Origin of the sequence: Streptomyces sp. 147326, from assembly GCF_045000215.1 — a bacterium.
Taxonomy (GTDB): Bacteria; Actinomycetota; Actinomycetes; order Streptomycetales; family Streptomycetaceae; genus Streptomyces.
Genome location: NZ_CP134201.1, coordinates 395,255 through 408,789 on the forward strand (window position 1 = coordinate 395,255; position 13,535 = coordinate 408,789).

Genomic DNA, 13,535 nt, shown 5'->3' on the forward strand with positions numbered 1-13,535 from the left:
CCCCAACTCCCCGTGTCTCGACTGACCGTTCTGTCAGGGAGGAGGGACATCGGGGGACGCAGGTTGCCTCGGCCCGGTGGGGGACACGGCTACTGGAGCGTGACGACCGTCGTGCGGCCGAGGTCGGGCCGGTCGCGCAGCGGCAGTTCGGTGCCGGGGCGCTCCAGTTCGAGAACGACGATCTCGTTCTCGCCGTCGCGCCACAGGGGTCCGGGGGCGTAGAGGGTGCGCTGCGGGCCGCGGGGGGTGTCGTAGTGGCCGAGCAGGAAGCCGTTCAGCCAGAGCAAGCCGGTCCCCCAGCCGGACATGTCGAGGAAGGCGTCGGCCGGCCCGTGCCCGTCGGCGAGCCCGTGGGTGAAGCGGTGGAAGGCGGGACGTCCGGCCGGCCGGTCCGCTGCGGGGGCCGCGGCGCGGTTCCCGGACCAGTCGAGCCGGTCGAGTCCGGTCGTGCCGGTGAGCGGCAGCGGCCGGATCTCCCACTCGAACAGCTGCTGGTGGCCGTGGCGTACGCCGCGCCAGATGCCCTTGCGGTCGTCGAGGAGCGGGCCGTAGTTGACCCGCCCCTGGGCCCGGACGAGTACGTCGAGGACCACCCCGCCCTCTCCGACCGCCAGGTCGAGCCCCTCGTCGGGGCTGTTCCGGTCGAGGACGCCGAGGGGCACTCCGTCGGCGAACACGTACGCGCGGTCGCCGAGTCCGTCGATCCTGACGGGCATGGCGGGCCGGGGGCCGGTGACGGCGGTGCGGTAGTGGATCAGGCCGTGGCTCTGTCCGAGCCGCTCCATCGGCTCGGGGGCGGGCCGCAGCACCGGAGGCCCGGCGAGGAGGTCGAGGCGGTCGAGCAGGTCCGCGGTGCCGGCGGGGGTGGCCAGGGCGGGGGCGATCCGGGGCGGCGGCTCGGGAAGGGGTGCGTCGGGGAGCGGCAGGTACTTGCCGATGACCTCGCGGAACGCGTGGAACTTGGGGGTGAGTTCGCCGGCCTCGCCGATGGGTGCGTCGTAGTCGTAGCTGGTGACGGTGGGCTCGTAGCCGGCGTCCCCGGGGCGGGATCCAGTGTGGTTGGCGCCGGCCCAGAAGCCGAAGTTGGTGCCTCCGTGGGCCATGTAGAGGTTGACGGAGGCGCCGGTGGCGAGGAGTTCGTCGAGTGAACCGGCCACGTCATCGACGGCGCGGACGTGGTGGTCCTCGCCCCAGTGGTCGAACCAGCCGATCCAGAACTCCATGGCGGCGAGCGGGCCGGTCCGCTGGTAGCGGCGCAGGACATCGAGGCGTTCGGTGGGCCGGGCTCCGAAGGTGGCGGTGGCGAGCCGGCCGGGGAGCATGCCGCCCTGGAGCATGGCGTCCTCGGGACCGTCGGCGGTGAACAGCAGGCAGTCCACGCCGCGTTCGACGAGGGCCTGCTCCACGTGGGCGCGGTAGCGGGTGTCGTTGCCGTAGGAGCCGTACTCGTTCTCGATCTGCACGGCGACGACGGGGCCGCCCCGGCTCGCGAGCAGCGGCAGCAGCTCCGGGACGACGAGGTCGAACCAGCCGTCCACTTCGGCCTCGAAGCGCGGGTCGGAGCAGCGCAGGTGGAGCCCGTCGACGGCGAGGAGGCGGGCGGGCAGGCCGCCGAAGTCCCATTCGGCACAGATGTACGGGCCGGGGCGGACGATGGCGTCGAGGCCGAGGTCCTGCGCGAGGCGCAGGAACCGGCCGAGGTCGCGCCAGCCGGTGATGTCGGCCTTGCCGGGGGCGATCTCGTGGAAGTTCCAGGGGACGTACGTGTCCACGGTGTTCGCCCCCAGGGCGCGCAGGCGCGTGAGCCGGTCCTCCCAGAGGTCCGGGTGGACCCGGAAGTAGTGCAGGGCGCCCGAGACGATGCGGTGGGGGCGGCCCGCGCGCCGGAATCCGTCCTGGTCGTACGTGAGCATGCGCTGACTCCCGGGAGAGGTCGAGATGCCGAGAAGTACGGAACGCCGCCGAATATATGAACGCGCCGAGCGGGCCGTCAATGACCAATTGATCGGATCCGATCGAATCGATCGATTCGATTCCCTATGATGTCGCTGACACCAGCCACCAGCCACTCCGGACGACCGCAGGGGGACACCTTGAGAAGACACGTGAACCAGCGTCAGGCACAGGTGCTCGAACTCGTCCGGGCACGCGGCACCGTGCGCGTGGCGGACCTGGCCCGGGAGCTCGGCATCTCCCCCGTCACCCTGCGCCGGGACATCGAGGCGATGGCGGCGCGGGGCGAGATCCAGCGGATGCACGGGGGGATCAGCCGGGTGGACCCGGGCCGGGCTCCGGCTCCTTCGGCCGCTGCCGGTGCGGGCGCAGGCGGAGGCGGAGGCGCCGCCGAGGGCCTGGTGGTCGGCATGGTGGTCCCGACCACCGAGTACTACTACGCCGATGTCGTGCGCGGGGCCCGCGAAGCGGTCGAGGCACGGGGTGCGCGGCTGACCGTCGGACTGACCCGGTACCTGCCGGGCGAGGACCGGACGCAGGCGGACCGGCTGCTGTCCACGGGGGCGCACGGGCTGCTGCTGACACCGAACTGGGAGGCCGGGTCGCCGGGGCCCGGTGAGGGTGCCTGGACTGCCGAACTCCCGGTTCCGACGGTACTGGTGGAGCGCTGGGCACCGCCCGGGCATCCGGCGGCCTCGCTGGACCGGGTGGCCTCCGACCACGCGCACGGTGCGGCCCGCGCGGTGCAGCACCTGGTGGAGCTCGGTCACCGGCGGATCGCCCTCGCCAGCCGGGCGACGCCGACCACGGCGCGGCTGCGGGCCGGATACGAAGCCGCGGTGTCCGCGCTCGGACTGGAACCGGCCCCGCCGTGGCCGTCGGCCGGTCCGGGCCCGCTCTCGGACGCGGACCTGTTCGCCCGGACGCTGGACTACCTCTGCGAGGCGGTGACGGCGGGCGGGGTGACCGCCGCCCTCGTCCACAGCGACACCGACGCGATCATGCTGATCCCGCGGCTCCAGGCGCGCGGAGTGCGGGTGCCGGAGGACCTGGCGGTGATCACCTACGACGACGAGGTGGCCGGCATGGCCGACGTCCCCCTCTCGGCAGTGGCACCGGCCAAGCACGAGGTGGGCGCGCGGGCGGCCGCCCTCCTGCTGGACCGTCTCTCGGCCGCCACCCCGGAGACCGCCCCCCGCCAGCACCTGGACCTCCTCCCCCGCCTCACGATCCGCTCGTGACCGAGGTCAGGCAGCCATCCAGGGAACACGGCAGGTGTGGGGAGCCGTTCCCTCTGGACACAGAGCCTTGATCACTTCCTTGCGGATCGCCCGCCTGGTCCGCAGGGAACACACCAAGTGGACGCGCAGTTCGATCGGTTGCCGTGCGCCGCTGCTCTGAGCGGGATGTTCCACGGCCCACTGTTCCGCCAGGAGGTCGTAGACGTCAGCGGTCGCCAGCCCGCTCCCGGGAAGAGTGTGTGCGGCGGTCTCACTGATGATCCGGGCGCTCCGGGAGCCGACGACGTCCTCAACCAGCTGCCTGACCCAGGCCAGCCCCTGCTCGTCCGCGTACAAGCCGAACTTCAGGTCGCGCGTCCTCATCGCATCAGAGCCTTCTGACGGTCGTCATCGCGCGTGGCGAAGGCGGTGGTGAACCAGGAGCGGACGGGAGCGAGTGTGGGTGAGGCGGGCCATCCGTTGATCGTTGCCAGGAGCTGCCAGTAGCGCGCCGCGTCCGGGTCGGCGGTCGTCTGCAGGCGGGCGAGGAGCCAGCGGCGCAGATCGCTCGCGTCGGCACGCTCGAACGCGTGGGCGTAGAGGCTGCCCAGTGAGTCGGCGAGGGACGCACCTCGAGCGGAGGCCGGCAGGAGACCGGCGGACACGGCTTCGTCGATGCGTTCACGCATCGCCCGGTCGAGAGCGTCGTGCAGAGCGCCGACGTCCTGCCGGGAAGGCTCTTCCGCCTGCTCCTCGGCTGTGCGGCGCAACATCACGCGGAAGTCGGCGTCCTGGCAGAGTCCGGCGAGTTCCACCCAGGCCTCGACCTGTTCGGGCGCGGGATCGTCGGGGAGCTCGGGCAGGGCGGAGCGCATCAGGGTCACGAACTCCGGGTTGGCATGAAGGCCCTCGAAGGCGTCGTCGATGAAGCCGGACACCAGTCGGCGTCGTTCGGCCTGGGAAAGCGTGGCGAGTCGGCGCATGAGATCCATCTCCATGGTGGTGGGGCCGCGTCTGGCGATTGCGCGGAGTACCGCCCGGCGCAGGCGGAGGGTCTCGATCTGCACGTCCAGGGCGTTGGCGTGCGCTTCCGTGACTTCCGCGACGGATGCCTCCCGGTCCAGCACCTTGCGCACGGTCGCCAGATCGAGCCCGAGATCGCGCAGCGTGCGGGCCAGGTCCAGGCGTGCGAGTGCGTCGGGGCCGTAGAGCCGGTAGCCCGCCGGGCTCCGGTCGGTCGGCGGGACGATGCCCGTGTCGGAATAGAACCGGATGGTCTTCACCGTCAGGCCGGTCCTGCGGGATAGTTCTCCGATGGAATAGAGCACGTCGCTGTCCATGCCCCCAGCTTGCTCTCTCCCCCCACGGGAGACTCAACCGGGGCCCGGTGACGTGTCGCCCAGCGCGCAGCGGCGCCGCGAGGCGGGGTGGCACACCGGTAACGGGCGCGGGCGGGGCGCGGCCCGCCGTACGCGCGGCTCCGGACCCTCGCCGCATGTCTCCACAGACCGCCTCCCCGGCGTCCACGGGAACGACTCGGCGTCCTCCTCGACACCCCCGGCGAGCGAGGTGTCAAGTCCCGACATTCAGCGGCATGACGCGCCTCGGCCTCTGGGGCTCAATGGAGCCACGGGCCCAGCAGGAAAGGGCGCCCTCCCCATCGGGCCGACCGCCCCCTAGGAGAATCACCGTGATCCGCAGCCGCACCCGACGTATTGCTCTGCTCACCGCCACGACCGCCCTGGCCGCAGGAGCCGTCTCGGTGTCCTCCAGCGCATCCGCCGCCCCGGCAGCGCCGCACTCCGTCAACGCCACGACCGCCGGCGCCACCGGCGGCGAAGGAATGATCGGCCCCGGAGACCCCGGCACCAGCAGCTACGCTTCCGGCGCCCACAAGATGTGGCGGAGCGGCCAGGGCACCTTCATCAAGGTGGACAAACGCTACTAGGCCCTGCCGCAGGCTCCCCCGGGCCAGCCCCGCGCGAACCCGCACCCGCCGCAACCAGCGCTCCCGAGCCTCCATGCCGACCGGCTACCTGTTGCAGCGCGGCGCGTCCGGCACCCCATCGCTCGGCGTACGGCGTACGGCGTACGGCGTACGGCGTACGGCGAATGTGCCCGTCAGGGGGCCGGGGGCGCGGCTCCCGGGTCTTTGCGGTCGCGGTCGCCCTTCGTTTCCCCGGGTGCCTCGTCCTGCGCCGGGCCGATGCGGATCTCGAACCCGCCCGCGTACTTCTCGTGGCCCGCGATCACGGCTTCCTCCACCGCCTCCTCGGCAAGTTCGCTGCGGACGATCAGCGGGTCCTGGCGGAGGTCCCGCAAGAGGGCGCAGCACATGCCGATCATCACCAGGACGAACGGGGCCGCGACGAGGATCGTCAAGTGTTGCAGGCCCGCGAGGGCGTCGCCCTTGCCCTCGCCGACGAGCAGCATCACGGCCGCCACGCCACCGGTCACCACGCCCCAGAAGACGACGACGAACCGGGCGGGTTCGAAGGTGCCCTTCTGGGAGAGGGTGCCCATCACGATCGACGCCGCGTCGGCGCCGGAGACGAAGAAGATGCCGACCAGGACCATCACGAGCAGGCTCATCACTCCGGCGATCGGAAACTCCTGGAGCACGCCGAACAGCTGCGCCTCGGGCGTGGTCGCGGCGCCCAGCTTTCCCTGCTCCTTCAGATGCATGGCCGTACCGCCGAAGACGGCGAACCAGACCAGGCTCACGGTGCTGGGCACCAGGATGACGCCGCCGACGAACTGACGGATCGTACGGCCCCGGCTGATACGGGCGATGAACATGCCGACGAAGGGCGTCCAGGAGATCCACCAGGCCCAGTAGAAGACCGTCCAGCTGCTCAGCCAGTCGGCGACGTCACCGCCGCCGGTGGACGCCTCGGTGCGGCCGATCAGCTGGGGCAGCTCCTCGAAGTACGCGGCGAGGGAGGTGGGGATCAGGTCGAGGACCAGGATGGTGGGGCCGACGACGAACACGAAGACCGCCAGGGTGACGGCCAGCACCATGTTGATGTTGGAGAGCCACTGGATGCCCTTCTCCACGCCGGAGACGGCGGAGAAGACGAAGCAGACGGTCAGCACGCCGATGATGGCGACGAGCAGCCCCGTCCCGGCCTTGCTCAGCCATCCCACCTCGTGCATGCCGCTGCCGATCTGGAGCGCGCCGAGTCCCAGGGACGTGGCGGAGCCGAACAGCGTGGCGAAGATCGCCAGGATGTCGATCACCCGGCCGGGAGCGCCCTCGGCGCGCTTCTTGCCGAGGAGCGGGACGAAGACGGCGCTGATCGTCTGCCGCCTGCGGCGCCGGAAGGTGCTGTACGCGATGGCCAGGCCGACCACCGCGTAGATGGCCCACGGGTGCAGCGTCCAGTGGAAGAGCGTGGTGGCGAGCGCCGTCTGCATGGCGTCCGCCGAGTCGGCGGGGTCGGTGCCCGGCGGCGGAGTGGTGTAGTGCGCGAGGGGTTCGCTGACGCCGTAGAACATCAGGCCGATGCCCATGCCGGCGCTGAACATCATGGCGACCCAGGAGACGGTGCTGAACTCCGGCTTCTCGTGCTCCTGGCCCAGCTCGATCCGTCCGTACCGGCTGATGGCGAGCCAGAGCGCGAAGACGACGAACCCCGAGGCGGCCAGGACGAACGCCCAGCCGGCGTTGTGCATCAGGCCGTTCAGCAAGATGTCGGAGACGCTCTCCAGCGAGCTGGTGGCCGTGACGCCCCAGATCACGAAGCCCAGGGTCAGCACGGCCGTCACGCCGAAGACCACCCGGTCGGTGACGGCCGCCTTGTCCTCGTGCGGGTGGCGGCCGGGCAGGGCCGCCTTCACGGGCAGCCGCAGCCTTTGCCTCTGTTTGCGTTGCTCCTGAGACACAGGCGGCACCTCTCGCGATCATGGCCCGATTTGGCCTCTGCTATCCCGTACCACGGCGCGCACACCTGTCCCGGCATCAACAGCCGTCGACGGGGTGCCCCTCTGTGAAGTGATAGGCCGAACGGGTGTCGAGGAGGAACGGCACGCGAGCTCGACGCGACCCCGACCCGGCGCCCCAGGCCCCCTCCTCAGCCGCCCCGCAGCGCGCCGTGGTGTCAGTGGGCGCTGGCAGGATGCGCTGTATGACCCGAGCCACCGCAGCCGACTACGGCTGGATACGTTCCTCGTCCTCCCTGTTCAAGTACGCGATGGAGGAGCTCGGGTACACGCTGACGCTGGTGCGGGGAGTCTCGCCGGCGGAACTGCTCAGAGTGGCGGGGGCCGAGCCACGAGATGTGTGTGAGGGGGTCAGCGAACTGATCGAGGAGCACACGGAGATCTGGTTCGGGTACGAGGGCTCGCCCGAGTCCTTCCTCGCGGGAGCGTTCACGGTCCCCGGCGAGGGAGGGGACTGGACCCTCGCTCTGGAGTTCGGCGGCGATCTGGGAACACGGCCGACCATCATGGAGGCCCTCTCCACCGGGACGCGGGCCGTCTCCCATTCGAGCAACGGGGGGAAGCCCATGGACTTCTTCCACTGGTACGAGGACGGGGAGTTGCGGACCACCTTCGAGTGGCCGGCGGACAGGACCGGCAGCACTCCCGATGATCTGAACGCCGTGATGAGGGAGGTCGGGCTCAACCCAACGGGTGACGAAGACCCCGGCGTCGACAGGAAGGCGGCGGTATTCGCGCTGACCGAGCGCCTCACAGGCGTACGGGTCACCGCGGAACTGCTGGCGGACGCCGAGTACCAGACGGGCGAGGTACCGGAGGAACCCGCCGAAGAGTGGGAGAGCATCACCATCGACCTCACGGACGCACACGGCGAGCGGACATACGTGGAGCTGCGGCGGGATCAGCTCTGACACACGACGTGCCGTCGGCCACTCACACCTCCGGGCTCCGGCACTGATCTTGTGGGCCCGTCACGGTCCGTTGTGCTGGTGGGGCGTTGCGGCGGCCGTCACCTCGGCCATATTGGCCACTGCAAGACCTTGTCCGATGTTGCATTCGACCTTCTGGAGGTCTGGCAAGTGGTACGGCGTCCACGGGCTGCTCCGGGGCCTGACCGGCCCGGACAACGCCCGTAAGCAGCTTGCCGTGTTCGGGCCCCGGTTCGCCGGGAGGCACGTCTGGATGCTCTGGCCGGAGCGGTGGGAACCCGTCCTGGCGGTGGCCAGACGGCGCGGCCACCCGGCCTACCCGGTGGCCGTGGTCGCCGATACCGGCGAGATGGACGCGCCGTTCGCCGCCCTGCGGGGCGACACCAAGATGCCGGACCCTCCCTCGCGGTGGGGTGTCCCGCCTGTGAAGGCCCTCCGGATCCGCACCCCCTCGTAGGACGGTCCGCACACCCCGCGATCCGGCGACCCCGGATCCACGCCCTGCAGCGCGCTCGCCTGCGCTCCCCCGTTCATCGAGCCGTGCCGCGAGACCTGCCCCGCAGGTGCCTCCAGGATCAAGCGCGCGAACACTTCGGTCACCACAACGCCCGGGGGCTGCGAGCCGGCCGCCACGACCGGAACGGCGCCGCTCGCGCGTCGTGACCAGACTTCCCCCGCCCCGCCCCGCCCGGGGCGGGGGCCGCCCCAACCCGAATGGAAACCGTGAACCGCAAGCTGATACCGGCCGCCGCCGTCGCCACCTGCGCGGCTGCCGTCCTCGCCTTATTCGCCGGGCCCGTCAACGCCGACGACACCCCCGGTCCCCTGCCCAGCGTCCAGCCCACCAGAGGGCCGTCCGCCTCACCGACCGCACGCCCCACGGTCATGCCGTCGGGCACCCCCACCCCGATCCCCACCGTCGCCCCGCGTCCCGGCAACACCCCCACCGGCCATCCCGGAGGCGGAGGCGACGACCCGAGCCCCCGCCCGACCGGCGGCGGGACCGCCACCCCCGCGCCCGGCTGCCCGCACCCCGTGCCCCAACTCCCCACCCCCGAGAGCGTCCCCGGGTACGGCACCGTCACCCTCAACCTGTGCGCCACCGACCACCGCACCGGCCGCGGCAAGCTGGTCTTCACCTCCGCGTCCGACATCAACGACCCCATCACCTACCGCGTCACCCTGCGGTGGACGTACGAGGGCAAGCCCGAAGCCGGATGCGAAGGGTGCTGGTCCTCGGCCCGCTACGACTACACCGAGGACGTCTACGTCAACGACGCCGTATACGCCGAACCCCTCACCGTCCCGTTCGTCATCCAGCACCGCGGCGAACTGATCGGCGAGCAGCGGCCCGGTACCGGCGTGACCGTAGTCGACATCCAGCCCATGGAACCCGCCTGGGAGGACAACCCGAAGCTCGTCGGCCCGGTGCCCGGCGCCACGAAGCCGCCCCAGTCCTCCTGACCCCGGCTGCTCCATACGGCCCGTCCCTGAACCCCTCCTTGGACGGGCCGTCCGCGCCGCCCCCCACCCCCACCGACGCGATCGGCGAGCCGTCCACCGAACTGGTTTCCCGACGGCACCGCTGCGAAGATCAACAACCGGATCATTCTCATGAGCAAGGACGGAAGGATCTTGGTTCCGACGCATTGCAGGTACCGGCCGTGAGCGCGTTCCGCATGTACTTGAGAGTCGTCAGCGAGTCCTTGCAGCCGGAGGAGATCTCCAGGAGGCTGGGCGCGGAACCCGACGAGTCGACGTCCATCGGGAGCCGCAGGCGCCCGCAGTCGCCTCCGCGGTCCCACTCGACCTGGTTCCGGCGCGCAGGTGCGCCGGAAGGCCGGGGCAGGCCGGAGGATCTGGAGCCGGCGGTCCTCGGGTGGGGCACGGATCTCGCCACGGCCCTCGGGCGACTCGCCGACGCGGGAGAGGCATCCGTCTTCCTGGAGATCGTCCAGGAGATCAGCGACCTCGACGACCCACAGCAAAAGGGCATTGTGCTCAGCGCCGATCTGATGTCCTGGATGGGTGCGGCCCGGGCATCGCTCGACATCGATCAGTACGTCTATCACGAATGCCGCGATGAACCGGGCGGTGTCAGTCCGTCGGCGCCGTAGTCGCCGGGGCTGGATGCTCCAGCAGCCCCACCGGAAATCCTCCGCCGCGTTGATGCCGCGCTGCAACATTCTCTTCCCCTCGCTGCTGCCGCAGCCGGCTCCCATCGGCGAAAGCGAGCGCGCGCAGCGACGTCGCCGGCGAGAACCCGCCCTCCACCGCCTGTCACCCACGCCGGCCAGCGGTTCGGCCGGGCACTCCGTCGGGGGATCCGTCGGGGGATCCGTCGGGGGATCCAGTAGTGCGCGGCCGGCGCTGCCGCCGCGTCAACCCGTGAGCAGTGCCCGGCTCGCCGCCGCCGCCGCCGAGAGGGCCGACCAGATCTCCTCCAGCCACTCCCCCACCGAGGCCGCCGTCGGCAGGCCTGGCCGGACGGCGCCGTGCAGGGCCGCCGTCTCAGGCTCGACGCAACGGTGGTGGGTCAGAATCTCCGGCTCGGCAGGGCCCGGCGCGGCCACCACCACGCTGCGCAGGAACATCGTGTTCGCCGCCAGGAGCCACACCGCCCCGCCGAACGGAGCCGCCCCGGAGGAACCAGCGGAGCCGTCCGCCATCGCCCACGGGTCCGGCGCCAGGTAGCGCACATCTGCCACCCCCGTGAACTCCGCCGCCGCCGCGCACATCTTGCAGGGCTCCTGCGTGCTCCACAGCACCGCGGAGCCGAACTCCCAGCCCGTCCGGGCGGAGCCGAGCACGTTCATCTCGGCGTGAGCCAGCGGCGTACCGCGCAGCGGACCCGCTCCCGGCCCCCTCTCATACGCCTCGTTGCGCCCCTCGCACAGCACCGTGCCCGCCGCGTCCGTGAGCACCGCGCCCACTGCCAGGCCATCGGCGACCAGCGCCTCGTATGCGAGCCCGAGGGCCCTACGTACCGCTTCCGGTGCCGCCCGCCACGCCGTATCGAATCCGAACTCTCCTGATGCCACCCAGGCATTGTGGCTCCCGATGCGCATGCCCCGAATCGGGCCGGGCCGGGCCGACCCCGAGCGAGCGTGGCTCAGAGGCTGCGGGCTGATCCCCTTGTGGACCCGCTCGTCCTCGCCGGCGCACTGCGGGTGCTGCTGGTCGCAGCGGTGATGGTGAGCGTACGGCGGAGGGGGGTACGTGCGTGAGTACGCTGCTATCCGAGGCGGTCAGGCTCGTGCGAGACGGGGAAGAGGGTACGCCCCAGCCGACACGTACGGTGACGGTCCGTGAGGCATGTCCGCGCGCGAGCGTGCCGGGAAAACCACGGGCCGCACCAGCGGGCCGCCCGTTACGATCGGCCCCTCACCTGATCACGGCGGTCCGACGGAGGCACCGATGACCCTGGCCCCTTCGCGGACACCCTCCCACCCCGAACGGCTGGAGCGAGGACACCCGTTCCGCCAGTGGAAGACCTGGCGGATACCCGGTACCGAGCTCACTCTCACCGGGTACTCGCGCGCCAACGACAAGACGTTCTTCCACATCCCCGAGTTGCGCTGCGCGCTCGACGCGGGACTGGCGGAAGGGCGTCAGCCGGAGACCGTCTTCCTCACCCACACCCACCACGACCACTCCAAGGACCTCGACTACCTCGCCGCCCGGCCCGACGGTGTCGACATTCACCTGCCCGCCGCGTCGGCGCCCTACGTGGAGACCTTCCTCCGGGCCTCCGCCGAACTGAACCACGGCCCCGCCTACGACCCCTCGCTCGCCACGGGCTGCCGGCTGCACGGGGTGCGCGGTGGCGACGAGTTCACCTTCGGTCGCCGCGGCCACCACGTGCGGGTGGTGGAGTGCGTCCACAAGGTGCCGTGCGTGGGCTACGCGTTCTCCGAGCGCCGCAAGGCACTGCTGCCCGAGTACGAGGAACTGCGGCGCGGCCTCGCGGAACAGGGCCGGGGTGCGGAGTTCGGCCGTATCCTCGCGCTGCGCCGCAAGGAGGGCGCCGAGGTCGAACGAGAGCTCCTCAGACCGTTGTTCGCCTTCCTCGGGGACACCCACGTGAGCGTCTTCGAAGACAACCCGTGGCTGTTCGAATATCCGGTGATCATCACCGAGTGCACGTTCCTCGACGACGCCGAGCTGGCCCGGGCCGACCGGGTCGGACACACCGTGTGGAGCCGGTTGAAGCCCGTCGTCGAGGCCCACCCGGACACCCTCTTCGTCCTCACCCACTTCAGCCTGCGCCATTCGGACCAGGACGTGCTCGACTTCTTCCGCGACGCGCGGCCCGACAACGTGCTGCTGTGGGCCCACCCCGAGAGCCGACTGCCCGAACAGCACCAGCACGGCTGACGGACGCCGGCCCCGGGGCCAGCGCCGTGGGCCCGCGGGCCACAGACCGGCGCCAGCGCTTCCCGCAACCTTTCCACCTGCTTGAGCAGTTCGGACCCGGCGACGGGATGATCCATCCGGCCCGCGGTCAGCGGACCGGCGGTCGTCGCACCGCTGGCCGCTTGTGCGGCATCACGGCCTGAGCGCCTCCGGAACCGGCCAGTCCGCCCCTGCCACTCAACTCGCCCAGGACATCCTCGCCGAGCACGCCGCTCAGCCGCGCAGCCGCTCGGCCGCTCGGCCGATCAGCCCGGAGCGAGCTTCTCGGCGTCCTCGCCGAGCACGGCCTTCCTGCCCGTCAGGCTTTTCTGCGTGGGCGAACGGTTCACCAGACGGGGGTGCCGCTGTGGCGAAGCCGGTTCCGCCGGAACGCAGCACCCCGGGGACGCTGGGCCGCATGGAAGGCTCTGCACGATGCCGGCGACCGGCGGCCACCGGTCGACGCCGACCCCCGCCGCGTGCGGCGTCGGTGAGGATGCGGGCCACGTCGCCACCTCGGCCGTCGAGGCTCGCAGCACGCACTCCAGCACGGCTGTGCCGGAGAGGGGTTCGCCGGTGTGGTCGGGCCGGGCGGCAGCGACGAACCCCGGCCCTCCTCGGCCTAGCCGAGGAGGGCCCCACCATCGTTGACGCAGCCGGCGTCCGGCCGGTGGCGGCCTTCAGTGCGTCAGCACTCGCGCAAGCCCGGCGCGGGGTCGACCGACGTGTGGACGTCGACGGCCGCGACGTTGCCCCACTGCCCGTTGTCCAGCTGGGTCCAGTACCAGACGTTGTTGCCGCCGGCGTGCTGGTCACCGCGGCCCCAGCACTGGAACCAGCTGGGGCTCGTGTTCAGCGGCCCCCGCACCGCGGAGTTGTACCGGCGGTGCTCGTAGCCCTTGGCGCCGACCCGATTGCCGCACCACAGTTTGCCGTCGGCGCGGACGCCGCATTCGGCGGCCGCGCTCTTCCCGGTGGTGGGCGTCGCCGCGGCGGGCCCGGTCACGGCGGCCATGCCGCCCGCCAGTGCTGCGGCGGCGAGGCCCAGGGCGATCTTCCTGCCTGCGTACATGCTTCCTCCTCGAAAGGGCTCCCT

At 71.4% G+C, this 13,535-nt stretch carries 13 protein-coding genes; 7 read left to right on the plus strand and 6 right to left on the minus strand.

What is annotated here, in order from left to right; translation table 11 throughout:
• Positions 1–89: 89 nt before the first annotated feature.
• Positions 90–1,913, minus strand: a complete 1,824-nt coding sequence (locus RIU97_RS01955; RefSeq protein WP_404952984.1) for a glycoside hydrolase family 35 protein — start codon at positions 1,911–1,913, stop codon at positions 90–92.
• A gap of 180 nt (positions 1,914–2,093) precedes the next feature.
• Here RIU97_RS01955 and RIU97_RS01960 point away from each other — a divergent pair, with 180 nt between their 5' ends.
• Positions 2,094–3,194, plus strand: a complete 1,101-nt coding sequence (locus RIU97_RS01960) for a substrate-binding domain-containing protein (RefSeq protein WP_404952985.1) — start codon at positions 2,094–2,096, stop codon at positions 3,192–3,194.
• A 6-nt stretch (positions 3,195–3,200) separates the two neighbouring features.
• On the opposite strand, the gene RIU97_RS01965 is transcribed toward RIU97_RS01960, so the two are convergent.
• Both RIU97_RS01965 and RIU97_RS01970 read right to left on the minus strand, forming a co-directional pair.
• The gene (locus tag RIU97_RS01965; protein WP_404952986.1) at positions 3,201–3,557 is read right to left on the minus strand and encodes a hypothetical protein; all 357 of its coding nucleotides are present in this window, start codon (positions 3,555–3,557) and stop codon (positions 3,201–3,203) included.
• The gene (locus tag RIU97_RS01970) at positions 3,554–4,513 is read right to left on the minus strand and encodes a MerR family transcriptional regulator (RefSeq protein WP_404952987.1); all 960 of its coding nucleotides are present in this window, start codon (positions 4,511–4,513) and stop codon (positions 3,554–3,556) included. Before RIU97_RS01970 ends, RIU97_RS01965 begins: the two co-directional genes overlap by 4 nt.
• A gap of 350 nt (positions 4,514–4,863) precedes the next feature.
• Here RIU97_RS01970 and RIU97_RS01975 point away from each other — a divergent pair, with 350 nt between their 5' ends.
• Complete coding sequence (locus tag RIU97_RS01975) at positions 4,864–5,121, plus strand: hypothetical protein (RefSeq protein ID WP_404952988.1); 258 nt, start codon at positions 4,864–4,866, stop codon at positions 5,119–5,121.
• Positions 5,122–5,294: 173 nt separating this feature from the next.
• Here the strand turns inward: RIU97_RS01975 and RIU97_RS01980 are convergent, their stop codons facing one another.
• Complete coding sequence (locus tag RIU97_RS01980) at positions 5,295–7,019, minus strand: BCCT family transporter (RefSeq protein WP_404962726.1); 1,725 nt, start codon at positions 7,017–7,019, stop codon at positions 5,295–5,297.
• 281 nt (positions 7,020–7,300) lie between these two features.
• On the opposite strand from RIU97_RS01980, the gene RIU97_RS01985 reads away from it, so the two are divergent.
• The 4 genes from RIU97_RS01985 to RIU97_RS02000 all read left to right on the plus strand — a co-directional run bounded on the left by RIU97_RS01985 (position 7,301) and on the right by RIU97_RS02000 (position 10,161).
• Positions 7,301–8,026 carry a DUF6461 domain-containing protein gene (locus RIU97_RS01985; RefSeq protein ID WP_404952989.1) on the plus strand — a complete coding sequence of 242 codons (726 nt, stop codon included), beginning with the start codon at positions 7,301–7,303 and terminating at the stop codon, positions 8,024–8,026.
• A gap of 136 nt (positions 8,027–8,162) precedes the next feature.
• The gene (locus tag RIU97_RS01990; RefSeq protein WP_404952990.1) at positions 8,163–8,501 is read left to right on the plus strand and encodes a hypothetical protein; all 339 of its coding nucleotides are present in this window, start codon (positions 8,163–8,165) and stop codon (positions 8,499–8,501) included.
• Positions 8,502–8,767: 266 nt separating this feature from the next.
• Complete coding sequence (locus RIU97_RS01995) at positions 8,768–9,508, plus strand: hypothetical protein (protein WP_404952991.1); 741 nt, start codon at positions 8,768–8,770, stop codon at positions 9,506–9,508.
• A 200-nt stretch (positions 9,509–9,708) separates the two neighbouring features.
• Entirely contained in the window at positions 9,709–10,161 is a 453-nt protein-coding gene (locus tag RIU97_RS02000) for a DUF4279 domain-containing protein (RefSeq protein WP_404952992.1), read from the plus strand.
• Between the two features lie 264 nt (positions 10,162–10,425).
• Here the strand turns inward: RIU97_RS02000 and RIU97_RS02005 are convergent, their stop codons facing one another.
• Positions 10,426–11,085, minus strand: coding sequence for a nucleoside deaminase (locus RIU97_RS02005; RefSeq protein ID WP_404952993.1), 660 nt, complete (start codon positions 11,083–11,085; stop codon positions 10,426–10,428).
• Positions 11,086–11,461: 376 nt separating this feature from the next.
• Between RIU97_RS02005 and RIU97_RS02010 the strand changes: the two genes are divergently transcribed.
• Positions 11,462–12,421: an MBL fold metallo-hydrolase gene (locus RIU97_RS02010; protein WP_404952994.1), complete on the plus strand. Its 960-nt coding sequence runs from the start codon at positions 11,462–11,464 to the stop codon at positions 12,419–12,421.
• A gap of 706 nt (positions 12,422–13,127) precedes the next feature.
• On the opposite strand, the gene RIU97_RS02015 is transcribed toward RIU97_RS02010, so the two are convergent.
• On the minus strand, positions 13,128–13,511 hold the full coding sequence (locus tag RIU97_RS02015) for a hypothetical protein (RefSeq protein ID WP_404952995.1): 384 nt from the start codon (positions 13,509–13,511) through the stop codon (positions 13,128–13,130).
• Positions 13,512–13,535 lie beyond the last annotated feature (24 nt).